Origin of the sequence: Pseudomonas sp. GM50 (assembly GCF_000282375.1) — a bacterium.
In the GTDB taxonomy this organism is placed as follows: Bacteria; Pseudomonadota; Gammaproteobacteria; order Pseudomonadales; family Pseudomonadaceae; genus Aquipseudomonas.
Window position 1 is genome coordinate 12,474 of record NZ_AKJK01000082.1, and the last position, 23,176, is coordinate 35,649.

20 protein-coding genes are annotated in these 23,176 nt (G+C 59.2%); 14 read left to right on the forward strand and 6 right to left on the reverse strand.

Annotated elements, in window-relative coordinates:
- The first annotated feature begins 21 nt into the window (after positions 1 to 21).
- From cheR to flgE, 5 genes are all read left to right on the forward strand, one after another.
- On the forward strand, positions 22 to 849 hold the full coding sequence (gene cheR / locus PMI30_RS09995) for a protein-glutamate O-methyltransferase CheR (RefSeq protein ID WP_008011615.1): 828 nt from the start codon (positions 22 to 24) through the stop codon (positions 847 to 849).
- Between the two features lie 409 nt (positions 850 to 1,258).
- A complete protein-coding gene (gene flgB / locus PMI30_RS09990) occupies positions 1,259 to 1,666 on the forward strand; it encodes a flagellar basal body rod protein FlgB (protein ID WP_007899124.1) in 408 nt (135 codons plus the stop codon).
- 3 nt (positions 1,667 to 1,669) lie between these two features.
- The gene (gene flgC, locus PMI30_RS09985) at positions 1,670 to 2,113 is read left to right on the forward strand and encodes a flagellar basal body rod protein FlgC (protein ID WP_007937507.1); all 444 of its coding nucleotides are present in this window, start codon (positions 1,670 to 1,672) and stop codon (positions 2,111 to 2,113) included.
- A gap of 15 nt (positions 2,114 to 2,128) precedes the next feature.
- Complete coding sequence (gene flgD, locus PMI30_RS09980; RefSeq protein ID WP_008011618.1) at positions 2,129 to 2,842, forward strand: flagellar hook assembly protein FlgD; 714 nt, start codon at positions 2,129 to 2,131, stop codon at positions 2,840 to 2,842.
- Positions 2,843 to 2,873: 31 nt separating this feature from the next.
- Positions 2,874 to 4,202 carry a flagellar hook protein FlgE gene (gene flgE / locus PMI30_RS09975; RefSeq protein WP_008011621.1) on the forward strand — a complete coding sequence of 443 codons (1,329 nt, stop codon included), beginning with the start codon at positions 2,874 to 2,876 and terminating at the stop codon, positions 4,200 to 4,202.
- A gap of 283 nt (positions 4,203 to 4,485) precedes the next feature.
- Here the strand turns inward: flgE and PMI30_RS09970 are convergent, their stop codons facing one another.
- Positions 4,486 to 7,380 carry a ribonucleoside-diphosphate reductase subunit alpha gene (locus PMI30_RS09970; protein WP_008011622.1) on the reverse strand — a complete coding sequence of 965 codons (2,895 nt, stop codon included), beginning with the start codon at positions 7,378 to 7,380 and terminating at the stop codon, positions 4,486 to 4,488.
- Between the two features lie 735 nt (positions 7,381 to 8,115).
- Between PMI30_RS09970 and PMI30_RS09965 the strand changes: the two genes are divergently transcribed.
- Positions 8,116 to 8,838, forward strand: a complete 723-nt coding sequence (locus PMI30_RS09965) for a response regulator (protein ID WP_008011624.1) — start codon at positions 8,116 to 8,118, stop codon at positions 8,836 to 8,838.
- Positions 8,835 to 10,445, forward strand: a complete 1,611-nt coding sequence (locus tag PMI30_RS09960; RefSeq protein ID WP_008011625.1) for an ATP-binding protein — start codon at positions 8,835 to 8,837, stop codon at positions 10,443 to 10,445. Before PMI30_RS09965 ends, PMI30_RS09960 begins: the two co-directional genes overlap by 4 nt.
- Before the next feature lie 117 nt (positions 10,446 to 10,562).
- On the opposite strand, the gene PMI30_RS09955 is transcribed toward PMI30_RS09960, so the two are convergent.
- Both PMI30_RS09955 and PMI30_RS09950 read right to left on the reverse strand, forming a co-directional pair.
- Complete coding sequence (locus PMI30_RS09955; protein WP_202949725.1) at positions 10,563 to 11,288, reverse strand: 4'-phosphopantetheinyl transferase family protein; 726 nt, start codon at positions 11,286 to 11,288, stop codon at positions 10,563 to 10,565.
- Between the two features lie 217 nt (positions 11,289 to 11,505).
- On the reverse strand, positions 11,506 to 12,297 hold the full coding sequence (locus tag PMI30_RS09950; protein WP_008011629.1) for a dienelactone hydrolase family protein: 792 nt from the start codon (positions 12,295 to 12,297) through the stop codon (positions 11,506 to 11,508).
- Positions 12,298 to 12,444: 147 nt separating this feature from the next.
- Here PMI30_RS09950 and PMI30_RS09945 point away from each other — a divergent pair, with 147 nt between their 5' ends.
- From PMI30_RS09945 to PMI30_RS09930, 4 genes are all read left to right on the forward strand, one after another.
- The gene (locus PMI30_RS09945; protein WP_008011631.1) at positions 12,445 to 13,047 is read left to right on the forward strand and encodes a hypothetical protein; all 603 of its coding nucleotides are present in this window, start codon (positions 12,445 to 12,447) and stop codon (positions 13,045 to 13,047) included.
- A gap of 191 nt (positions 13,048 to 13,238) precedes the next feature.
- Positions 13,239 to 13,916, forward strand: a complete 678-nt coding sequence (locus PMI30_RS09940; protein ID WP_007899104.1) for a response regulator — start codon at positions 13,239 to 13,241, stop codon at positions 13,914 to 13,916.
- Positions 13,913 to 15,259 carry an ATP-binding protein gene (locus tag PMI30_RS09935; RefSeq protein WP_032835744.1) on the forward strand — a complete coding sequence of 449 codons (1,347 nt, stop codon included), beginning with the start codon at positions 13,913 to 13,915 and terminating at the stop codon, positions 15,257 to 15,259. Before PMI30_RS09940 ends, PMI30_RS09935 begins: the two co-directional genes overlap by 4 nt.
- A 516-nt stretch (positions 15,260 to 15,775) precedes the next feature.
- Complete coding sequence (locus tag PMI30_RS09930) at positions 15,776 to 16,135, forward strand: DUF6124 family protein (protein WP_008011635.1); 360 nt, start codon at positions 15,776 to 15,778, stop codon at positions 16,133 to 16,135.
- A gap of 339 nt (positions 16,136 to 16,474) precedes the next feature.
- On the opposite strand, the gene PMI30_RS09925 is transcribed toward PMI30_RS09930, so the two are convergent.
- Positions 16,475 to 17,488 (reverse strand): AraC family transcriptional regulator, encoded by a 1,014-nt coding sequence (locus tag PMI30_RS09925; protein ID WP_008011638.1) that lies wholly within the window; start codon positions 17,486 to 17,488, stop codon positions 16,475 to 16,477.
- A gap of 340 nt (positions 17,489 to 17,828) precedes the next feature.
- Here PMI30_RS09925 and PMI30_RS09920 point away from each other — a divergent pair, with 340 nt between their 5' ends.
- Entirely contained in the window at positions 17,829 to 19,163 is a 1,335-nt protein-coding gene (locus tag PMI30_RS09920; RefSeq protein ID WP_008011640.1) for a dicarboxylate/amino acid:cation symporter, read from the forward strand.
- A 141-nt stretch (positions 19,164 to 19,304) separates the two neighbouring features.
- Complete coding sequence (locus PMI30_RS09915; RefSeq protein ID WP_008011642.1) at positions 19,305 to 20,486, forward strand: CaiB/BaiF CoA transferase family protein; 1,182 nt, start codon at positions 19,305 to 19,307, stop codon at positions 20,484 to 20,486.
- A gap of 138 nt (positions 20,487 to 20,624) precedes the next feature.
- Here PMI30_RS09915 and PMI30_RS09910 read toward each other — a convergent pair whose 3' ends face one another.
- Together PMI30_RS09910 and PMI30_RS09905 are read right to left on the reverse strand one after the other, a co-directional pair.
- Positions 20,625 to 21,119 carry a SprT family zinc-dependent metalloprotease gene (locus PMI30_RS09910; RefSeq protein ID WP_008011643.1) on the reverse strand — a complete coding sequence of 165 codons (495 nt, stop codon included), beginning with the start codon at positions 21,117 to 21,119 and terminating at the stop codon, positions 20,625 to 20,627.
- 158 nt (positions 21,120 to 21,277) lie between these two features.
- Entirely contained in the window at positions 21,278 to 21,880 is a 603-nt protein-coding gene (locus PMI30_RS09905) for a Yip1 family protein (RefSeq protein WP_007899096.1), read from the reverse strand.
- A 409-nt stretch (positions 21,881 to 22,289) separates the two neighbouring features.
- On the opposite strand from PMI30_RS09905, the gene ttcA reads away from it, so the two are divergent.
- Positions 22,290 to 23,114 (forward strand): tRNA 2-thiocytidine(32) synthetase TtcA, encoded by an 825-nt coding sequence (ttcA, locus tag PMI30_RS09900; RefSeq protein WP_007899095.1) that lies wholly within the window; start codon positions 22,290 to 22,292, stop codon positions 23,112 to 23,114.
- Positions 23,115 to 23,176: the final 62 nt, after the last annotated feature.

The following is a 23,176-nucleotide window of genomic DNA, read 5'->3' on the forward strand; positions in this document are numbered from 1 at the left end:
ACGATTTAAGAGGCGGCATCTTTGTCTACGGGTAATTTGGATTTTGAACAGTTCCGGGTATTCCTGGAAAAAGCCTGTGGCATTTTGCTCGGTGAAAACAAGCAATACCTGGTCTCGAGCCGTCTCAACAAACTGATGGAACAGCAGGGCATCAAATCGCTGGGTGAGCTGGTTCAGCGCATCCAGACTCAGCCGCGCAGCGGTTTGCGCGAGATGGTGGTGGATGCCATGACCACCAACGAAACCTTGTGGTTTCGTGACACCTATCCGTTTGAAGTCTTGAAGAACAAGGTATTGCCCGAAGCGATCAAGGCAGCCCCCGGTCAGCGCCTGCGGATCTGGTCGGCGGCGTGTTCGTCGGGCCAGGAACCGTATTCGCTGTCGATGTCCATCGATGAGTTCGAGCGGGTCAACATGGGTCAGTTGAAGATGGGCGTGCAGATCGTTGCCACTGACCTGTCCGGCACTATGCTGACCAACTGCAAAACCGGCGAATACGACAGCCTGGCCATCGGCCGTGGTCTGTCACCCGAGCGCCTTCAGCGTTACTTCGACCCGAAAGGACCGGGACGCTGGGCGATCAAGGTACCCATCAAGAGTCGGGTGGAGTTTCGTTCGTTCAACCTGCTGGACAGCTACGCGAGCCTGGGCAAGTTCGATATCGTGTTTTGCCGCAACGTGCTGATCTACTTCTCCGCCGAGGTGAAGAAAGACATCCTGTTGCGCATTCACAGCACGCTGAAGCCGGGCGGTTATCTGTTCCTTGGCGCGTCCGAAGCGCTGAACGGTTTGCCGGATCATTACCAGATGGTCCAGTGCAGCCCGGGGATCATTTACCAGGCGAAGTGATTCGTTGACGGCATAAAAAAACGGGAGTCCTCAGGGGGCTCCCTTTTTTTTGCCTGATTTCTCATTCTCGCCGCATCACCTGTAGGGGCGGACTGTGGCGAGGGGGCTTGCCCCCGTTGGGCTGCGAAGCAGACCTAAAATCTCTGATGTAGCAAAAATCCTATGAGTGCTACGCACTCAAACGGGGGCAAGCCCCCTCGCCACAGCCCGCTCCCACAGGGTCAGGTGGTGGTCTTTCTACCGTGATAAGCGGCAGAAAAGCGGCAGGCGGCGGAAATCGGTTGCCGCTTTTCTGGCATTGCCGCCTTGCCACTGCCGGCAAAGCCCCGGTTTACGGGGTTTTTTGAATTGGCACGCCGCTTGCTATGTCCATGTTACGAAAAATCAGGTCACCCGAAGGTTTCCCGACATGAGCATCAGCTTCGATAAAGCGCTCGGTATCCACGAACAAGCCCTGGGCTTCCGCGCTCAGCGTGCCGAAGTCCTGGCCAACAACATCGCCAACGCCGACACCCCGAACTACAAGGCTCGGGATCTGGACTTCTCGAAAGTGCTTGCCGAGCAGAACGAGAAAACCAAAAACGGCAAGTTCGCCTTGAACATGACCAACAGCCGTCACATCGAAGCTGAAGGCCTGGGCAATGGTGACGAGTCGCTGATGTATCGCACGCCGATGCAACCGTCGATCGACCAGAACACCGTGGACGCCCAACTGGAACAGTCGAACTACGCGGAAAACGCGGTCAACTTCCAAGCCAGCTTCACCCTGCTCAACAGTAAATTCAAAGGGCTGGTGTCAGCCCTGCGCGGAGAGTAATCCATGTCTCTATCCAGTGTTTTCAACATTGCCGGTAGCGGCATGAGTGCCCAGACCACTCGCTTGAACACCGTCGCCAGTAACATCGCCAACGCCGAGACCGTCTCGTCGAGCATCGACCAGACCTACCGCGCCCGTCACCCGGTGTTTGCCACCATGTTCCAGGGCGGCCAGAGCGGCGGCAGCGATTCGCTGTTCCAGAACCAGGACGCTGCCGGTCAAGGCGTGCAAGTACTGGGCGTGGTCGAAGACCAGAGCAACCTTGAAGCGCGCTACGAGCCGAACCATCCGGCTGCCGATGCCAAGGGCTACGTCTACTACCCGAACGTCAACGTCGTCGAAGAAATGGCCGACATGATTTCCGCGAGCCGTTCGTTCCAGACCAACGCCGAAATGATGAACACCGCCAAAACCATGATGCAGAAGGTCCTGACCCTCGGTCAGTGATAAGGGGCGATTCGTATGAGCGTTACCGATTCCACCAGTAGCCTTAGCCTCAATGACATCCTGGCCAACTCTTCGGTCAAGACCACTACCACCAGCAACAGCCTGACCTCGGCCGCTACAGGCGGGCAGGCACTGGGCAAGGATGCGTTCCTGCAACTGCTGGTGACTCAGCTGAAAAACCAGAACCCGCTCGATCCTCAGGACAACAGCGAGTTCGTGGCCCAGCTGGCCCAGTTCAGTAGCCTGGAAGGCATCACTACGCTGAACGACACGGTCAGCGGTCTTGCCAGCAGCTACAGCTCGTCGCAAGCCTTGCAGGCTTCTTCGCTGGTGGGCCGTTCGGTCATCGCGCAGACCGACAAAGCCGTGGTCGACACCTCCAAGAGCCTCAACGGGACCGTCGTCGTGCCGACATCGGTTGCCGCCGCCACCGTCAAGATCACCAACTCGGAAGGCACAACCATCCGCACCCTTGAACTGGGTAGTCAGAGCGCCGGCAATTCCAGCTTTATCTGGGACGGCAAGGACGATGCGGGTGTCGTGGCACCGGCGGGCACCTACACCTTCGGCGCGACGACCACCATCGACGGTACGAACACCTCATTGATTACTTACCTGCCGGCAACGGTCAATAGCGTGACCATCAGCCAGACCGGCGGTGAGTTGATGCTGAACCTGGCAGGCATGGGCAGCGTTGCCCTGTCCAAAGTACAAACCATTGGTATATAGAGCCGACTAACACGGCACAAAGGAGTGGAATATGTCTTTCAATATCGGCCTTAGCGGTCTCTATGCAGCCAACAAACAACTGGACGTGACCGGCAACAACATCGCCAACGTCGCGACCACAGGCTTCAAATCGTCCCGTGCAGAATTCGAAGACGTGTACTCGGCCACCAAGCTGGGTACTGGTAGCAAGACCGTTGGCAATGGCGTGCGCCTGGCCAACGTTTCCCAGCAGTTCGGCCAGGGCGATGTGAACAACACCGGCAACGTGCTGGATATGGGGATCCAGGGTTCGGGCTTCTTTGTTTTGAGTAACAACGGTTCATTGACCTACACCCGTGCCGGTACGTTCAAGACCGATAAGGATGGTTACATCACCAACAGCGATGGTACCGCTCGCCTGCAAGGTTATGGGGTGGATTCCAATGGCAAGATCGTCAATGGTGTGTTGACCGACCTGCGAATCGACACCTCCAACCTCTCGCCCAAGGCTACCACCGCGATCAGTTCGACGATCAACCTGAATTCGACTGCGACAAATATCGATCAGACGGTTCTCCCATTCGATCCGACCAACGTTTCGACGTATACCAAGTCGTTCAGTACCTCTATCTACGATACCCAGGGCAATGCACACACCATGGATCAGTACATGGTCAAGACGGCGGCCAATACCTGGCAGACCTATACCTTGGTCGATGGACGTAACCCTGACGGTAGCGCCTACTCTGCGGCTACGCAGCCGTCAGCGACGATGACATTCAACTCCAGCGGCACGCTGACGGGTATCACTGTGCCCGCTGCCAGCCCATTCACCGTCAGCGGCACGACAATCACCATGAAGGGGACCGGGGCTGGCGCATGGGTTCCCGGTACTGTTACCGGTGGCGTGTGGGCGGCTAACGGTGCAGCTGCAAACGCTACGGGTGTGGCGATCGATATGACCAGTACTACCCAGTACAATGCCGATACCGCCCGTTCGCTGCCGACTCAGGATGGTTATGCCACTGGCCAGATCACCAACCTGACCATCGATGATACCGGCACTCTGTTCGCCAACTTCAGCAATAGCCAGAACAAGGCTATTGGTCAGGTATCGCTAGCGAGTTTTACCAACGAACAAGGCTTGCAGGCAGTGGGCGGCACCAGCTGGAGGGAAACCTACGATTCCGGTATCCCGGGCTACGATGCACCGACTACCGGCACCCTGGGTTCCGTGGTTTCCAACTCCCTGGAAGAGTCCAACGTCAACCTGACCAACGAACTCGTGGATCTGATCAAGGCCCAGAGTAACTACCAGGCCAACGCCAAGACCATCTCCACTCAGAGCACCATCATGCAGACCATCATTCAGATGACCTGATGCTTGATAATGCTGCATAAAGAACCCCTCGCAAGAGGGGTTTTTTTATAGCCGGGGTTTGTCTCAGGCACTGACATCGTGGTTGTCTGTATTGGCCTCATCGCGAGCAGGCTCGCTCCCACATTGGATCTATCCAATACCACAAATCCCTGTGGGAGCGAGCCTGCTCGCGATGGCGTCAGCCGGGCCACCACGTTCCTCAAGGCAAAAGAAAACCCCCGACAAGCCAGAGGCTCATCGGGGGTTATCGAGGTAAGCGCCTTGCAGCGCTCACCGGCTCAGCTTATTGGCAAGCTTCGCAATCCGGCTCGTCGATAGCGCAAGCCTTCGGCACTGGAGCAGGGCCGGCAGGGGCTGCCAGGACCGAGTCGTCACCGTGGTTGCCGCCGCTGGAAACAGCGTTCAGCTTACCGGTGTTGATGGTCGACTTCTCGGTGCTGGTCGCGGCCAGGGCACGGAGGTAGTAGGTGGTTTTCAGACCACGGTACCAGGCCATGCGGTAGGTCACGTCCAGCTTCTTGCCCGAAGCGCCAGCGATGTACAGGTTCAGCGATTGAGCCTGGTCGATCCACTTCTGACGACGGCTTGCCGCGTCAACGATCCACTTGGTGTCCACTTCGAACGCAGTTGCGTAGAGCTCTTTGAGTTCTTGCGGGATGCGCTCGATTTGCTGCACCGAACCGTCGTAGTACTTCAGGTCGTTGATCATGACCGAGTCCCACAGACCGCGAGCCTTGAGGTCGCGAACCAGGTACGGGTTGATCACGGTGAATTCGCCCGACAGGTTCGATTTCACGTAGAGGTTCTGGTAGGTCGGTTCGATCGACTGCGACACGCCAGTGATGTTGGCGATGGTCGCGGTCGGTGCGATGGCCATGATGTTGGAGTTACGAATGCCTTTCTGCACACGGGCGCGAACCGGTGCCCAGTCCAGGGACTCGTTCAGGTCAACGTCGATGTACTTCTGGCCACGTTGCTCGATCAGGATCTGTTGCGAATCCAGCGGCAGGATGCCTTTGGACCACAGCGAACCCTGGAACGTCTCGTAAGCGCCGCGCTCGTCGGCCAGGTCGCAGGAAGCCTGGATCGCGTAGTAGCTGACCGCTTCCATCGACTTGTCGGCGAACTCGACGGCAGCGTCGGAACCGTAAGGGATGTGCTGCAGGTACAAAGCGTCCTGGAAGCCCATGATGCCCAGACCGACCGGACGGTGCTTGAAGTTGGAGTTCTTCGCTTGTGGCACCGAGTAGTAGTTGATGTCGATAACGTTATCGAGCATGCGAACGGCGGTGTTCACGGTGCGTTCCAGCTTGGCGGTGTCCAGCTTGCCGTTGGTGATGTGGTTCGGCAGGTTGATCGAGCCCAGGTTGCAAACGGCGATCTCGTCCTTGTTGGTGTTCAAGGTGATCTCGGTGCACAGGTTCGAGCTGTGAACCACGCCCACGTGCTGCTGCGGGCTGCGCAGGTTGCACGGGTCTTTGAAGGTCAGCCATGGGTGGCCGGTTTCAAACAGCATGGACAGCATTTTGCGCCACAGGTCTTTGGCCTGGATGGTCTTGAACAGCTTGACCTTGCCTGGGTACTCGGTCAGTGCTTCGTAGTACTCGTAACGCTCTTCGAAGGCCTTGCCGGTCAGGTCGTGCAGGTCCGGTACTTCGGACGGCGAGAACAGGGTCCACTTGCCGTCATCGAAGACACGCTTCATGAACAGGTCAGGAATCCAGTTGGCGGTGTTCATGTCGTGGGTACGACGACGATCATCACCGGTGTTCTTGCGCAGCTCGATGAACTCCTCGATGTCCATGTGCCAGGTTTCCAGGTAGGCACAGACAGCGCCTTTGCGCTTGCCACCCTGGTTAACGGCGACGGCGGTGTCGTTCACTACTTTCAGGAACGGTACAACGCCCTGGGATTTGCCGTTGGTGCCCTTGATGTACGAGCCCAGCGCACGAACCGGCGTCCAGTCGTTGCCCAGGCCACCAGCGAATTTCGACAACATGGCGTTGTCGTGGATCGCGTGGTAGATGCCCGACAGGTCATCCGGCACGGTGGTCAGGTAGCAGCTCGACAGCTGTGGACGCAAAGTACCGGCGTTGAACAGGGTCGGGGTCGACGACATGTAGTCGAAGGACGACAACAGGTTGTAGAACTCGATCGCACGGTCTTCTTTGTTCTTCTCTTCGATTGCCAGGCCCATGGCCACGCGCATGAAGAAAATCTGCGGCAGTTCGAAGCGGATACCGTCCTTGTGGATGAAGTAACGGTCGTACAGGGTTTGCAGGCCCAGGTACGTGAACTGCTGATCGCGCTCGTGGTTGATCGCCTTGCCGAGTTTTTCCAGGTCGAAGGACGCCAGAACCGGGTTCAGCAATTCGAATTCGATACCTTTGGCGATGTACGCCGGCAGCGCCTTGGCGTACAGGTCGACCATTTCGTGGTGGGTCGCGCTCTCGGCGACGCCCAGGAAGTTCAGGCCTTCGGCACGCAGGGTGTCCATCAGCAGGCGGGCGGTCACGAACGAGTAGTTCGGCTCACGCTCGACCAGCGTACGGGCGGTCATCACCAGGGCGGTGTTGACGTCGGTCAGGGCCACGCCGTCGTACAGGTTCTTCAGGGTTTCGCGCTGGATCAGGTCGCCGTCGACTTCTGCAAGACCTTCGCACGCTTCGGTGACGATGGTGTTCAGGCGACCCATGTCCAGAGGTGCAAGGCTGCCATCGGCGCGGGTGATGCGGATCGACGGGTGAGCCTGAACCGCTTCCTCGGCAGGGGTGCGTACAGCGCGTTCCTTGGAACGGGCGTCACGGTAGATCACGTAGTCGCGCGCTACTTTCTGCTCGCCGGCACGCATCAGGGCCAGTTCGACCTGGTCCTGGATTTCTTCGATGTGGATGGTGCCGCCCGATGGCATGCGACGCTTGAAGGTCGCGGTGACCTGTTCGGTCAGGCGGGCAACGGTGTCGTGGATGCGCGACGAAGCGGCAGCGGTGCCGCCTTCAACTGCAAGAAACGCTTTGGTGATGGCGACGGTGATTTTGTCATCGGTGTAAGGAACGACAGTCCCGTTACGCTTGATCACGCGCAGCTGGCCAGGCGCGGTGGCGGACAGATCCGAATTCGAATCGGCGGCCTGCGGCAAGGTGCCCTGCGGGTTCTCGCGAGTTGTGTCGGTTTGCATGGGGGGTTGTCTCCACATTCTCTATGTTTGTTTGGGCACCATCAGGGTGCCCACCGTTCTGTCCTGAAGCACTACAACCGACGTGGCGTCGGGCATAACAACTTCGGGACAGTAGGAAAAGGCTAATGATGCCGCTTCCTTGCCGAAGTCTTTGGCCGCGAGCCAGGGCTCGAAGCCGGATTCCTTTCAGGGGTGCCAGTTTTGACTGCAACACCCGTACCGTTCTGGCTGTTCTGGCCTGAAAAAACGGTGCCATCCGCACATGCGGTTTGGGCTTGTAAAATCGTGCTTGGTTCAACCATAAACAGGCAATAAAGCACTTGAGTTTCTGGTCTGAAATGTGGTTGGGCTTTTAAGCTAAAACCCTACATGTAGGGTTTTTTTGGCGCCGAGGTACAAGATAATGCGTTTTGGAGGGTGTTGCAACGTACTACCTGTGGATAAACCTGTGCGTAAATTGTGTGTGAAAGGTGGAACGAGCGTGTAGGCCGCGACCTAGCTGGAGCGGACCGTTTTTCACTGATTTTCAACGATTGAAAACAGTCATTCGGATTTTTAAGGGCGCGAACCCTATCACAAAAAACCGCTGTGTCCGAACGCATTTACCCGCTTGTGTTCCAGACGTGCGCCGTTTATACAATCGGCCAATGCAGATGCATTCTTATCCTCCCCAATCATTACAAAAAGACGGGCGGATCCTTCCTTTTAAAGTGATGTTGGCAAGCAGAGGTCACCGTGGAGCAAGAAGTCTGGCAGGTATTGATTGTCGAGGACGACCAGCGTCTGGCCGAACTGACTCGTGACTACCTCGAAGCCAACGGCCTGCGTGTGTCGATCGAGGGCAACGGCGCTCTCGCCGCGGCACGCATCATCAAGGAAAAACCGGACCTGGTGATCCTCGACCTGATGCTCCCGGGCGAAGATGGCCTGAGCATTTGCCGCAAGGTTCGCGACAAGTATGACGGCCCGATCCTGATGCTCACCGCGCGCACCGATGACACCGATCAAATCCTCGGCCTCGACCTCGGCGCTGATGACTACGTCTGCAAACCGGTTCGCCCACGCCTGCTGCTGGCGCGCATCCAGGCCTTGTTGCGGCGCAGTGAACCCCCTGAAACCGCTCCGGAAAAACAACGGCGTCTGCAGTTCGGCCCGTTGGTGGTGGACAACGCGTTGCGCGAGGCCTGGCTGCATGACAAAGGCATCGAGTTGACCAGTGCCGAGTTCGATTTGCTCTGGCTGCTGGTGGCCAACGCCGGGCGTATTCTGTCTCGCGAGGAAATATTCACTGCGCTGCGTGGTATCGGTTATGACGGCCAGGACCGTTCCATCGACGTGCGCATTTCACGCATCCGCCCGAAGATCGGCGATGACCCGGAGCATCCGCGGCTGATCAAAACCATCCGCAGCAAAGGCTATCTGTTCGTTCCTGAAGCCTGCGCAGACATGTCGCTGTGAACTCGATCTTCCTGCGCATTTATGGCGGCATGTGCGCGGCGCTGATTCTGGTGGCCGTGCTCGGCGTGCTGGCCTTGCACCTGCTTAACCAGGTGCGCAGCGAGCAATACCGCGAGCGCCTGGCCCACGGCACGTTCTCGCTGATGGCCGATAACCTGCAGCCGATGAACGAAACCGAGCGCCACCGGGCCTTGCTGGTGTGGGAGCGCTTGCTCGGGATTCCGTTGGCGCTGAAGACATTCCCCCAGACCGACCTCGACCTGACCCAGCGCACCCGTGTGCTGCGCGGTCAGGCACTGGTGGAGCAGACCGGCCCGCATGCGGCGAAGGTTTACCGTTTGGTCAGCGACAAAGAACAACTGGTGCTCACCGGGGAAGTCCAGCAGATCAGCGAACAACTGGCGCGGGCGACCATTTACCTGTTGGCTGATGAACTGGTGCGCTACCCGGTGGCCGAGCAGCCCAAGCGTCTGGCGCAGTTAAAGGAAGAGAAGGGTTTCGGTTTTGATCTGCAATTGGTCACGATCGATCAGGCCGACATGGACGAAGACCAGAGTCGCCGCGTGTCCGAAGGCGACACAGTCATGGCGCTGGGTAAGGGCGGCGATTCGATCCGGGTGTTTGCCGGCATGGTCGGTACGCCGTGGGTACTGGAAATCGGCCCGCTGTATCAAATGAATCCTTACCCGCCCGAGTGGCTGGTGCTGATTGCGGCCCTTGGCCTGAGCCTGATCGGTTTGATCGTCTATCTGTTGGTGCGTCAGCTGGAGCGTCGTTTGCGCGGGCTGGAAGCCGCCGCCACGCGCATCGCCAAGGGCAGCCTGGAAACCCGCGTACCGGCACGCGGCGCGGACTCGGTGGGGCGCCTGGCCTCGGCGTTCAACGGCATGGCCGAGCACTTGCAGCAATTGTTGGCGATTCAGCGAGAACTGGTGCGCGCCGTGTCCCATGAACTGCGCACGCCAGTCGCGCGTTTGCGTTTTGGCCTGGAGATGATCGGTTCGGCCACCACGCCGCAAGCGCTGGAAAAGTACCGCGAGGGCATGGACCACGACATCGAGGACCTCGATCGGCTGGTCGACGAGATGCTCACCTATGCGCGGCTGGAGCAAGGTTCGCCGGCGCTGAATTTTCAGCGGATCGATCTGGATGCGTTGGTCAATCAGGTGATCGAAGAGTTGGCGCCACTGCGCGCCGAGGTCACGGTACAGCGCGGTTTGTGCCTGTCGGCCGCTGATTGCGACGACGCCTGGGTCGAGGCCGAACCGCGTTACTTGCACAGGGCGTTGCAGAACCTGGTGAGCAACGCCATGCGCCACGCGCAGTCACGGGTGACCGTCAGCTATCAGGTGGGGCAGCAGCGCTGTCGGGTGGATGTCGAGGATGACGGGCCGGGCGTGCCGGAAACCGCCTGGGAGAAAATCTTCACCCCGTTCCTGCGCCTCGATGACAGCCGCACCCGTGCCTCGGGCGGGCATGGGTTGGGGTTGTCGATCGTGCGGCGAATCATTCATTGGCATGACGGGCGAGCGTTGATCGGCAAGAGCAAAAGCCTGGGCGGGGCCTGTTTCAGTTTGAGCTGGCCGAGGAATCAGGAGCGGCGGTGAGATTTTTGTTGTCTGGACAATCGCCTTCGCGGGCAAGCCTCGCTCCTACAGGATTCACACAACTCCCGTAGGAGCGAGGCTTGCCCGCGAAGAGGCCCTGTCAGGCGCTACAAATCCTCAGGCCTTGATACTGACCAGACTCAACAACTGCCCATCCATCACTGCAAATTGCGCGTCCAGCTCAGTGCCGTGACGCCATTCACTGGACAAGTCGGTCAGCAAGCGCAACCGCACTTCACCACCCGCGCTCCACTCCAGCACTTCGGCGTGTTCGAAATAGAAGCGCTTCTGCACGATCGGGTAGAGCGCCTTGAACAGGCTCTCCTTCACCGAAAACGTCAGCGTCACCAGCATTGCCAATTGATCGCCAGCCCCGGCGGCCATGCGCTGCAACTCAGGCCCGGTGAGGATTTCCCCGGCCAGGCGTTCGGCGCGCTCCGCATCGAGCAGGTTTTCCAGGTCCATCCCCAGACCGCGCCAGTGCGCCTTGTTCGCGACAATCGCAGCGGCCCGGCCGGTGCTGTGGGTGATCGAGCCGGTGATATGCGCCGGCCACACCGGTGCGCGGTCTTCGCCGATGGCCGGAATGAAACTCAGCCCTTCCAGTTGTTGCAACGCCGCCCGAGCGCAGACTCGCCCGGCGAGAAACTCGGCCTGGCGCTTGGCCACCGAACGCTGGATGCTCGCAGGCGGCTCGATGGCGCTGCGCTGGAAATCATCACTGGCCAGTTGCCTGGTATCGAAGTGGGTACCCAGCAGGACCGTATCGGGCAGCGCAAACGGCAGCGGCCAATGGGCGTCGAGTGGGGTGCAGCAGGCGGGTAGGGCGGGGACGGAATTCATGACGGGCATTTTGCCGTCTGGCGCGATGGCTGGGTAGTGGTAGCAGGGCTTTTGTGGCGAGGGGGCTTGCCCCCGTTGGGTTGCGAAGCAGCCCCAAACCCTGCAATCGCATTCCGACAGATGCACTGCGTTCGCCGGTTCACGACTGCTTCGCAGCCGAACGGGGGCAAGCCCCCTCACCACAGGGAGCAATGCTCGGCTCAATGCTGTTGGTGTGTCAGCCAAATATCTTCTTGAAAAACGCCTGCATATCCGCCCAGGACTTCTCATCCGCGGTTTTGCTGTAGCCAATGTCCGGCCCGCCGTGGTCGCCATGGCTCAGACGATCCGCCTCGGGGTTGCTGAACCCGTGCTTGGCGCCTTCGAGGGTGACAAACTTGTAGTCGGCATTGGCCTTGTCCATTTCCGTCTTGAACGCTGCCACGTTTTGCGCCGTGACCATGCTGTCCAGAGCGCCATGCTCCACCAGGACTTTCGCCTTCACGCTGCCAGGCGTCGCTGGCGTATTGGTCACCAGCGCGCCGTGGAAACTCACCACGCCCGCCAGCGGCACGCCTTGACGCGCCGCATCCAGCACCACCTTGCCGCCAAAGCAGTAACCGATAGCCGCCAGTTTGGCCGGATCGGTCTGTGGTTGTTTCTTCAGCAAGTCGAGCCCGGCCTGAAACCGCGCGCTGGCCGCCGCGCTGTCCTTCAATGCTGCCTGCATGAAGGCCATGGCGTCCTTGGCGTGTTCGGTGTTCTTGCCGTCGCCAAACATGTCGATCGCCAGCGCGCTGTAGCCCAGACCGGCCAGATCACGGGCGCGACGCTTGGCGTAGTCGTTGAGGCCCCACCATTCATGCACCACCACCACGCCCGGGCGCGGGCCTTTGATGGCGTCGTCGTAGGCGTAATAGCCGATCAACTTGGTGCCGTCGGCACTCTGGTAGGGAATTTCCTGGGTCTGGATGGCGGCCTGGCTGACCCCGCTCAGAGCCAGTAACACGAGGGCGAGGAACACACGCATGATCAAACCTCCTTATCAAGAGTCGTCAGAACAGCGTAGTTGATTTGATTCAGCTCAGGTTCAGAGTGCGTTCAGGGGCAGTACAGGGAGGGGTCAGTAACCTTGCCCCGTACCCAAAAAGCACATAGCGCATGAGGAAACTCCCCAATGACTACTTTTAAAAAACTGCTTCTGGCTTTCACCGTGATGGGCGCCAGTGTCGCGGCCCACGCCGATACCACCAATTTTGCGGGCCTGACCTTTGGCCAGACCAGCGACAAGGTTAAAAAATCCAGCGCCCTGAACGACAATCTCAACCACCCGAACGCCGACGGTGTGATCGGCAAGGACAACACCTGGGGCGCGCGTCTGGGCCAGCAAGACAGCAAGGGCCGCTACTACGCCACTTATGACAACGTGTCGGGCTCGCACAATGGCATTAAACTGCGTCAGGAAAACCTGCTGGGCAGTTACGATCTGTTCTACCCGGTGGGTGGCAGTACCAAATTGTTCGGCGGTGCCACCGCCGGTTTGACCAAACTGACTCAGGAGTCGCCAGGCTTCAGCCGCGACAGCGACATCGGTTACGCCATTGGCGGCCAGGTCGGTGTATTGCAGCAAGTTTCGCAAAACACCTCGGTCGAGCTGGGTTACCGTTACCTGCGCAGCAACGCCAGCACCGAGATGAGCGAGCGCGGCGGCAGCAAACAAGGTTCGCTGGACTTGACCAGCAGCGCCCAGACCTACCTGTCCGCCAACTACGCTTTCTAAAAAAGCGTTTCGCGGCCAGTCGGTTAAGCCGCGCAAACTTGTGGGAGCGAGCCTGCTCGCGATGACGGCGGTACATTCAGCATCAATATTGGCTGACCCACCGCTATCGCGAGCAGGCTCGCTCCCACAGGTCGCCCTGTCAGCCATTGAAGTTTGTCTTTTGGAGATGTTGATTTGCCCAGGAGAGCGTTATGAAATTGCTGGTCGTCGAAGATGAAGCGCTGTTGCGCCATCACCTGCAAACCCGCCTGACGGATAGCGGCCACGTGGTCGAGTCCGTGGCCAACGCCGAGGAGGCGTTGTACCAGGCCGAGCAGTTCAACCATGACTTGGCGGTGATCGACCTCGGTCTGCCTGGCATGGGCGGGCTCGATCTGATTCGTCAATTGCGTTCCCGGGGCAAGACGTTTCCGATCCTGATCCTCACCGCGCGGGGCAACTGGCAGGACAAGGTCGAAGGCCTCGCCGCCGGCGCTGATGATTACGTGGTCAAGCCCTTCCAGTTCGAAGAGCTGGACGCCCGGCTCAATGCCTTGCTGCGCCGCTCCAGCGGTTTCACCCAGTCGACCATCGTCGCTGGCCCCTTGCTGCTGGACCTCAATCGCAAACAGGCGTCCCTCGATGAACAACCGCTCGCGCTGACCGCCTACGAATACCGGATCCTTGAATACCTGATGCGACATCACCAGCAAGTGGTGGCCAAGGACCGCTTGATGGAGCAACTCTATCCGGATGACGGCGAGCGTGATCCGAACGTGATCGAAGTGCTGGTCGGCCGCTTGCGCCGCAAACTCGAAGGCCCGGCCGGCTTCAAGCCGATCGATACCGTGCGCGGCCTTGGCTACCTGTTTAACGAGCGCTGCACTTGATTCGTTCCCTTCGTGTCCGATTGATGCTCGCCGCCACGGTCCTGGCGGTGTTGTTCATGCTGGCGTTGTTGCCTGCGATGCAGGGCGCGTTCAGCCTGGCGTTGCAGGATTCCATCGAGCAGCGTCTGGCGTCTGACGTCACCACGCTGATTTCCGCTGCCCGGGTCGAAAACAACCGCTTGCAGATGCCCGCGCAATTGCCTGACGAGCGCTTCAACCTCACCGACAGCCGTTTGCTCGGCTACATCTATGACCGCGAAGGTCACCTGGTCTGGCGCTCTAAGGCCACCCAGGAAGAGAAAATCAACTACAAGCCGCGTTACGACGGGCGCGGTAACGAGTTCGCGAGGATCAGCGAAGCCAATGGTGAAGAGTTCTTCGTCTATGACGTTGAGGTCAAACTGCTGGGCGGCCAGAGCGCGGCGTTCAGCATCGTCGCCCTGCAACCGGTGCGCGAATACGAAATCACCCTCGAAGGCCTGCGGGAAAACCTTTATCTGGGCTTCGGCGCAGCCTTGCTGGTGTTGCTCGCCTTGTTATGGATCGGCCTGACCTGGGGCTTGCAGGCGTTGCGCCGGCTGAGCCAGGAGCTGGACCAGATCGAGGGCGGCACGCGTGAAAGCCTGAGTGAAGAACATCCACGGGAACTGCTGCGCCTGACCGGCTCGCTCAACCGTTTGCTGCACAGCGAGCGTGAGCAGCGCAGCCGTTATCGCGACTCCCTCGACGACCTGGCCCACAGCCTGAAAACCCCGTTGACGGTGTTGCAAGGGGTCAGCGAAGACATGGCGCAAAAGCCGCAAGAGCGCGATCAGGCCTGGGTGCTGCAAACCCAGATCGAGCGCATGAGCCAGCAGATCAGTTATCAACTGCAACGTGCGAGCCTGCGCAAAAGCGGCCTGGTGCGCCACCAAGTGCGCCTGCGCCCGGTGCTGCAAAGCCTCTGCGATACGCTGGGCAAGGTCTATCGCGACAAACGCGTGCAGGTCGCTTTCGATCTGCCGGAGCAGTGTTATGTGCCGATCGAGCAGGGCGCCTTGCTGGAAATGATGGGCAACCTGCTGGAAAACGCCTATCGCCTGTGCCTGAGCGAAGTGCGCATCAGCGTGCGCGAAACCCTCAGTGGCATTGAGCTCTGTGTCGAAGACGACGGCCCCGGCGTGCCACCGGATCAGCGTGCGCGGATTCTGCAGCGGGGCGAACGGCTTGATCGTCAGCATCCGGGGCAGGGGATTGGGTTGGCGGTGGTCAAGGACATCATCGAAAGCTACAGCGCCAAATTGACGTTGGGGGATTCGCCAATGGGCGGGGCGGCGTTCCGGATTCATTTTCCGGTGGTTTAGCGATTGGCTGGTCTGGCCTCATCGCGAGCAGGCTCGCTCCCACAGGGGATTGGCTGTGAATACGGTATTTGTGAACGCCAAAGATCCAATGTGGGAGCGAGCCTGCTCGCGATGAGGTCGATACAGCCACCACAAGTCTCGGTGTCAGACCGCTAAACAAGCACTGTTTAAACGACACTTCCAGATACTCACTCAGGCTACACATTCTTGCGCCGCTGCCTACGACTACGCCAGAATCCGCCGGCTAGTGCGCCTGGGGCGCGGGCTCTATCCTTTGCCGGTCGCTGACGAATCAGCGATCGGGTTTAGCGATCCGATCCCATACACAGACGCAAAAGCGCCCAAGTTCTGATTGCAGTTTTTAGTGCCTGCAATTCGCGTAATGGTGGCTGTGCGTGGGAGACCTTCGAGGTCTACCCGGGGTTTCTGTGACCCGGATCGCTAACCTGCGTACAGCCGCCACCTTTACTTGTTTAGCGATAGGTCGTGGCGGCTCAACCAACCACGGAGCTTCACATGTTCAAGATCACGCCAAATCCACCGGAAACCGACCCAACCTCCCCCTACGAATCCCTCGATTCGAAAAAACTCAACGAAGCCGCCGACCGCGCCCTCGATTACTACCTAAAACCGGACATTCCCAGAGACACCAAGCGCAAACCCAGCACCATTTACCATGTCGGCACCGAGGTCGATAACGAAACCCTGCTGGTCAACGCCTGCGAATCCCTGGCGTCAGCGAGCATGATGCTAAGTGAGTTCGCCGGATTGATGGACATGCCACATCGCAACATGATGTTGGGGATTCAATCGGTGGTCATGCTCGGGGAACTGGCGGTGAATCGGGTGCTGGATAACCTCGATCCGCGAGGCTAGCGAAGAACCTGTGGCGAGGGGGCTTGCTGTGGCGAGGGGGCTTGCCCCCGTTCGGCTGCGAAGCAGTCGTAAAACCGGCATTATGCGGAGTACCTGAAAACATGCGATTGCAGGTTTTGGGGCCGCTGCGCAACCCAACGGGGCGATGCGGCGTTCCGACAAGCCCCCTCGCCACAAAAGCTAGGCTGGCTGCACGGTTTTACGGTGTTCTTTCGGGCCTCATCGCGAGCAGGCTCGCTCCCACAGGGGATCTGTGGTGAACATATTATTTGTGAATGACGCCGATCCAATGTGGGAGCGAGCCTGCTCGCGATGGGGCCAGTCAATTCAACCGAAATATCAGTTCTCTTGGGCGCGATAAGCCCCTGGCGTAAGGCCGGTCCACTTCTTGAACGCCCGGTGAAACGCCGAAGGCTCGGAAAACCCCAACTGCTCGGCAATCTGTTGCAACGACAGGTCCGCACGCCCCAGGTGATAAATCGCGATGTCCCGGCGCAACTGGTCCTTCAATTCCTGAAAACTCGTGCCTTCTTCGCGCAAATGCCGACGCAAGGTTTGCGGGCTGATGTGCAGGTGCGCGGCCACCGCTTCCAGGTCCGGCCAGCGCGCATTGTCGCGGCTGAGCAAACGCCGCAACTGGCTGCTCAGGCTGTCGCCTTCGTCGGGGCGCGATAGCAGGTCGGCGGGGGAGCGCTCGAGAAAGTGCTTGAGGGTTCGTTCGTCCTGCAACAGCGGCATATTCAGGTAGCGACTGTGGAATAACAGACTGCTTTGCGCCGTCGTGCTCTTTACGGTGGAAAAGCTCAGCGGGCAGGAAAACAGCAAGTCGTATTCGGCCCCGTGTTCGGGCCTCGGGTAGCTGAACGTGGCCTGCTCCAGACGAATGCGCTGGCCAATCAGCCAGCTGCCGAACCGATGCCAGATCACCAACAGGCTTTCGCTGAGGAAATGGTCCGGGTCCCACAGCGGCGAATCGTCCAGGCTCAGGCGAACCCTGTCGCCTTCGCGGCTCAGCGTCAGACGCGGCGCCCCGGGGAACAGGCTGTAAAACAATAAACCGCGATTGAGCGCTTTCTCCAGCGTGCGGCAGTGGATCACCGCGTGGCACATCATTGCGAAGCTGCCGGGTTTGCTCGGCGCCTGCCCGAAGCCCAGGTATTCGTCGTCCAGCGCCAGCCACAGCCCCTGGATCAATCGTGCGAACTGCTCGGGCGCGATTCGCGCACGCGGCTCCTCAAGCAGTTCGGGGCTGATCCCCAATTGCTGCAAAAGACTCGAATAGTCATAGCCACGCCGGCGCGCACCACCGAGGGCGGCGCGGGCGAAATGGCTGGCGATGGTGCGTTCGCGCATAGAGGGCAGGTCCGTCCACTGAGCAATGGATGGTAGCGGTGCCCGTCGAGAATGAACAAGGCGGATATCCGCCAAATTGCAGGACGAGGTTTGGCTGATGGGCGGAAATCCGCCACATCGTTGTAGCGGGTGAGTGCCCAAAAAAAACATGTAACCCTTGATGTCACTAGGCTGGCAGGTTTTTTTTCGAAGGTGGCACGGGGCTTGCGATACAAGCCGCAGAGGTCTGCCATCGCGCAGCTCGACAAAACAAATCCCTCCAGTGCAGGAGGGTTCGCAAATGAGGTGTCAGGGACAACAGACGGATGTTGTTACTGAGGCACTCTTGAGGAACTTTGCAATGACGACTCGTCAGCCACTGTATAAATCCCTGTACTTCCAGGTGATCGTTGCCATCGCTATCGGCATCCTGCTCGGTCACTTCTACCCGCAGACCGGTGTAGCCCTCAAGCCGCTGGGTGACGGGTTCATCAAACTGATCAAAATGGTCATCGCACCGATCATCTTCTGTACCGTTGTCAGCGGCATCGCCGGCATGCAGAACATGAAATCGGTCGGCAAGACCGGCGGCTATGCGCTGCTGTACTTCGAAATCGTTTCCACCATCGCCTTGCTGATCGGTCTGGTCGTGGTCAACGTTGTGCAACCGGGCGTCGGCATGCACATCGATGTTTCGACCCTGGACACCAGCAAAATCGCTGGCTTCATCTCGGCCGGTAAAGACCAGAGCATCATCGGCTTTATCCTCAACGTGATCCCGAACACCATCGTCGGCGCGTTCGCCAACGGCGACATCCTGCAAGTGCTGATGTTCTCGGTGATCTTCGGTTTCGCCCTGCATCGCCTGGGTGCCTACGGCAAGCCGGTGCTGGACTTCATCGATCGCTTTGCTCACGTGATGTTCAACATCATCAACATGATCATGAAGCTCGCTCCAGTCGGCGCGTTCGGTGCGATGGCTTTCACCATCGGTGCCTACGGTGTCGGTTCGCTGGTGCAACTCGGTCAGCTGATGATCTGCTTCTACATCACCTGCATCCTGTTCGTGGTCGTTGTACTGGGCGCGATCTGCCGCGCACACGGCTTCAGCGTGCTGAAACTGGTTCGCTACATCCGTGAAGAGCTGCTGATCGTACTGGGTACTTCCTCTTCGGAATCCGCCCTGCCACGCATGCTGATCAAGATGGAACGCCTGGGTGCGCAGAAATCGGTTGTAGGTCTGGTGATCCCGACTGGCTACTCGTTCAACCTCGACGGTACGTCGATCTACCTGACCATGGCGGCTGTGTTCATCGCTCAGGCGACTGACACCCCGATGGACCTCACTCACCAGATCACCTTGCTGCTGGTGCTGCTGTTGTCCTCCAAAGGTGCGGCGGGTGTGACCGGTAGCGGCTTCATCGTGCTGGCAGCGACCCTGTCGGCCGTGGGTACTCTGCCGGTGGCCGGCCTGGCGCTGATCCTCGGCATCGACCGCTTCATGTCCGAAGCCCGTGCGCTGACCAACCTTGTTGGTAACGCCGTGGCCACCATCGTGGTCGCCAAGTGGGTGAAAGAGCTGGACGAAGACAAGCTGCAAGTCGAGCTGGCTTCCGGCGGTCGCGGTATCTCCGACGAGCGTGAAGTAGACGACCTGGGCGTGGCTGAAGGCCCGGCCCCTGGCACCGTCAAGTAAACGCTCTGGCTGTAAAACCCGCTTCGGCGGGTTTTTTCATGCCTGCGATTTGAGCGCAACGGTCACCGCCGCTGACACATAAGGTGATTGCTGCAATGTACTCGGCTGCCTAGGCTTGGGGGATTGCACTGGAGAACACTTATGCTCGGTCCACTGGCATCACTCAAGGTTCTGGATTTCTCGACACTGCTGCCGGGGCCGTTCGCCTCGTTGCTGCTGGCAGACATGGGCGCCGAGGTGCTGCGCATCGAATCGCCGACCCGCATGGACCTGCTGCGAGTGCTGCCGCCGCATGATCAAGGTGTGTCGGCCAGCCACGCGTACCTCAATCGCAATAAGCGCAGCCTGGCGCTGGACCTCAAGCAGCCCGAAGCGCTGGAGGTGATCAAACAATTGCTGTTGGACTACGACATCGTGCTGGAACAGTTCCGTCCCGGTGTGATGGACCGACTCGGCCTGGGGTATGAGGCCTTGAAGGCGATCAATCCGCGGCTGATTTATGTGTCGATCACCGGCTACGGCCAGACCGGCCCTTACAAGGATCGCGCCGGTCACGACATCAACTACCTGGCGCTGGCGGGGCTGGCGAGCTACACCGGTCGCGCCGACAGCGGCCCGTTGCCGTTGGGCATGCAGGTGGCGGATGTCGCGGGCGGCTCGTTGCACGGGGTGATCGGCCTGCTGGCGGCGGTGATCGCGCGACAGCAGACAGGGCAGGGGCAGCATCTGGATGTGAGCATGACCGACTGCGCCTTCAGCCTGAATGCCATGGCTGGTGCCGGGTACCTGGCCTGTGGCGTGGAGCCGGGCAGGGAAGATCAGATGCTCAATGGCGGCAGCTTCTACGACTACTACCGCTCACGCGATGGACGCTGGTTGTCGGTGGGCAGCCTGGAACCGGTGTTCATGCAGCAACTCTGCACGGCGCTGGGCCGGCCGGAACTGGCGGCCCAAGGACTGTCACCCGAACCGGCCCGGCAACAGGCGCTCAAGGAGGCGTTGAAAGTCGAATTCGAAAAGTACGACTTTGCCAAGTTGTGTGAGCTGTTTGCCAGGATCGATGCGTGCGTCGAGCCGGTGTTGAGCCTGGACGAAGCGGTGCGGCACCCGCAGTTGCAGGCGCGGGAATTGGTGGCTGAGGTGCCGAGGGGCGATGGTTCGACTCAGGCGCAGATAGCCTGCCCGTTGAAGTTTTCGGACGGCTTGCCTGAGCCTCGGCATATTGGCGCGACGCTGGGAGCGCATACCGATCAGGTGTTGGGGGAGTTGGGGTTCAGTGTTGAGCGGATTGCAGAATTGCGGCTTGCCAGGGTGGTTGTGTAGTGCCTGATCAGGCGCCATCGCGAGCAGGCTCGCTCCCACAAGGGATCTGCTCTGAGAACACATTATTACGAACGCCACAGATCAAATGTGGGAGCGGGCTTGCTCGCGAAGAGGCCGGCCCAAACACCACAAATCCTGCTACTCGACCCGCATCTCGCCACTGAACACCAATGTGCTCCTGCAGCGCCTGCACAAATACCGCCGCCCCTGTCTCACCAAACCATGACGCTGCGCCGAAAACGGGAAATCGCTGTCGGCGCACGGGCATTTGTAGATGTAGCGGGTCACGCTGCGGCGTTTGACGTCATAGGTGTGGCAGCGGTTGGGCGGCAGTTCGTACACACCGCGCATGATCAGTTGCCACTCTTCGCCATGAGGCTGGATGCGGTCGCCGAACAGTTGATGGGCGATCAGGTGCGCGACTTCATGCGCCACGGTCTGCTTGAGGAAGTCTTCGGTGTTTTCCCGGTACAGCTGCGGATTGAAACGCAGCAGGTTCTCGTGCAAATGCGCGACACCGGCTTTTTGCCCGCGCAGCTTGAGGCTCACCACGGGGCGTTTGAAAGGTCGTTTGAAAAAGGATTCGGCTTGTTGGAAACAGTCTTCGACGCGGGTATTGAGTTGCTCGGGCATGCTTGATGGATCTCCAGAGACGTCGAGTATGCCGCAACCCTCGGGACTTGCGAATCGCCGAGGAGCCGAATGGTCGTACCTCCTGCTCTTTCTTGGAGAGTAGAAGGCCGCCTTGCGGCGGCCTGTGTTGGCAGATCTTGTTTTTGGTAGGTGTGTCGCTAATTCGTATAGACCGGCCCCACGCCAAGACCCCAGACAATCACCGTGAACGCCATGATCGCCACCAGCACCACCAATCCAACGGCGAGCACCGAGCTTGAAAACAGGAATCCCTCGTCCGACGGAATGTTCATGAAGGTTGGCAGGCCCACATACAACAGGTACACCGTGTAGCAGATGGCTGCGGTGCCGACGATCATTCCCAGCCACATGTGTGGGTACAGCGCCGCCAGACCGCCGATGAACAGTGGCGTCGCGGTGTACGTGGCGAACGCGACACAGCGTGCCAGGCTCGGGTTGGCGTCATAGGTGCGGGCCATCCAGTGGATGAACGCGCCCATCACCGCGACACCGCCAAGCATCGCCAGGTACGACATGATGGTCATCCACAGCGCGCTTTCCGTGGTCAGCATTACCGGCGCTCGACTACCAATGACCCAGCCGACCTGCGTGGTGCCGATAAACGCCGACACGGCAGGGATCGCCGCCAGAATCAGGGTGTGCGTGAGGTACATGTGGCTGATGCTTTCCTCCTGGTCGCCACGGATTTCTTTCCATTCCTGGTCAGGGTGGGTGAAGAGCCCCACTACGTGATGGATCATGCCAGTCACTCCTCTTGTTGTTGCCATCGCCCCCCAGCGGAGCGCTTACGGGCCAAAGTGGCCAGGTAAGTACAGGTCTGAATACGTGTGCGACCTTATGCCGCAGTATAGAAAGGAGTTACCGGAAATAGTGCGAGGGGCTTAGAGCAAATCGCGCTGTAAACAATCTTGTTAATCGCCGCCAGGTCTGTGCCTGTTAAACCCTGTGGCGAGGGGGCTTGCCCCCGTTGGGCCACGAAGTGGCCCCCAATCAGTCGACTATATTTTCCAAAAGGAACCGCAGTGTTTGTTTTACGACTGCTGCGCAGCCGAACGGGGCGATGCGGCGTTCCGACAAGCCCCCTCGCCACAAGTGCAATGTTTTTGCGTAAAATGCCGGCCTTTCGTCACACCTCACGGATTTCGCGTCATGGGCACTCTTACGGTCAACCAGAACAAACTGCAAAAGCGCCTTCGCCGCCAGGCGGGTGAGGCTGTCGCCGATTTCAACATGATTGAAGATGGCGACAAGGTCATGGTCTGCCTGTCCGGTGGCAAGGACAGCTACACCATGCTCGACGTGCTGATGCATTTGCAGAAGGTCGCCCCGATCAAGTTCGACATCGTGGCCGTGAACATGGACCAGAAGCAGCCAGGCTTTCCCGAGCACGTGCTGCCGGCTTACCTTAAAGAACTGGGCATCGAGTACCACATCGTCGAGAAAGACACCTATTCGGTGGTCAAGGAGCTTATTCCTGAGGGAAAGACCACCTGCTCGCTATGCTCACGCCTGCGTCGCGGCACGCTCTACACCTTTGCCGATGAAATTGGCGCGACCAAAATGGCCCTCGGTCACCATCGCGACGACATCGTCGAGACGTTCTTCCTGAACATGTTCTTCAACGGTTCGCTCAAGGCCATGCCGCCGAAGCTGCGCGCCGACGACGGTCGCAACGTGGTGATCCGCCCGCTGGCCTACTGCAACGAAAAAGACATTCAGGCTTACTCGGACTTCAAGCAATTCCCGATCATCCCGTGCAACCTCTGCGGCTCCCAGGAAAACCTGCAACGCCAGGTGGTTAAAGAGATGCTGCAGGAGTGGGAGCGCAAGACCCCGGGCCGTACCGAAAGCATTTTCCGCAGCTTGCAGAACGTGATCCCGTCGCAACTGGCGGACCGTAATTTGTTCGACTTCACCAATCTGCGCATCGATGAAACCGCGGCTTCGCGGTTCGTCAACGTTGTAAACCTCTAAACACAATCACTGTGGGAGCCAGCCTGCTGGCGATAGCGGTGGGTCAGACACATCATTATTGA

What these genes read in the sequence shown, in the direction of transcription:
- flgB (WP_007899124.1), top strand. Translation starts at nt 1,259, where the DNA reads ATGAGCATCAGCTTCGATAAAGCGCTCGGTATCCACGAACAAGCCCTG.
- flgC (WP_007937507.1), top strand. Translation starts at nt 1,670, where the DNA reads ATGTCTCTATCCAGTGTTTTCAACATTGCCGGTAGCGGCATGAGTGCC.
- flgD (WP_008011618.1), top strand. Translation starts at nt 2,129, where the DNA reads ATGAGCGTTACCGATTCCACCAGTAGCCTTAGCCTCAATGACATCCTG.
- flgE (WP_008011621.1), top strand. Translation starts at nt 2,874, where the DNA reads ATGTCTTTCAATATCGGCCTTAGCGGTCTCTATGCAGCCAACAAACAA.
- PMI30_RS09970 (WP_008011622.1), bottom strand. Translation starts at nt 7,380, where the DNA reads ATGCAAACCGACACAACTCGCGAGAACCCGCAGGGCACCTTGCCGCAG.
- PMI30_RS09955 (WP_202949725.1), bottom strand. Translation starts at nt 11,288, where the DNA reads ATGAATTCCGTCCCCGCCCTACCCGCCTGCTGCACCCCACTCGACGCC.
- PMI30_RS09950 (WP_008011629.1), bottom strand. Translation starts at nt 12,297, where the DNA reads ATGCGTGTGTTCCTCGCCCTCGTGTTACTGGCTCTGAGCGGGGTCAGC.
- PMI30_RS09945 (WP_008011631.1), top strand. Translation starts at nt 12,445, where the DNA reads ATGACTACTTTTAAAAAACTGCTTCTGGCTTTCACCGTGATGGGCGCC.
- PMI30_RS09940 (WP_007899104.1), top strand. Translation starts at nt 13,239, where the DNA reads ATGAAATTGCTGGTCGTCGAAGATGAAGCGCTGTTGCGCCATCACCTG.
- PMI30_RS09930 (WP_008011635.1), top strand. Translation starts at nt 15,776, where the DNA reads ATGTTCAAGATCACGCCAAATCCACCGGAAACCGACCCAACCTCCCCC.
- PMI30_RS09925 (WP_008011638.1), bottom strand. Translation starts at nt 17,488, where the DNA reads ATGCGCGAACGCACCATCGCCAGCCATTTCGCCCGCGCCGCCCTCGGT.
- PMI30_RS09920 (WP_008011640.1), top strand. Translation starts at nt 17,829, where the DNA reads ATGACGACTCGTCAGCCACTGTATAAATCCCTGTACTTCCAGGTGATC.
- PMI30_RS09915 (WP_008011642.1), top strand. Translation starts at nt 19,305, where the DNA reads ATGCTCGGTCCACTGGCATCACTCAAGGTTCTGGATTTCTCGACACTG.
- PMI30_RS09910 (WP_008011643.1), bottom strand. Translation starts at nt 21,119, where the DNA reads ATGCCCGAGCAACTCAATACCCGCGTCGAAGACTGTTTCCAACAAGCC.
- PMI30_RS09905 (WP_007899096.1), bottom strand. Translation starts at nt 21,880, where the DNA reads ATGATCCATCACGTAGTGGGGCTCTTCACCCACCCTGACCAGGAATGG.
- ttcA (WP_007899095.1), top strand. Translation starts at nt 22,290, where the DNA reads ATGGGCACTCTTACGGTCAACCAGAACAAACTGCAAAAGCGCCTTCGC.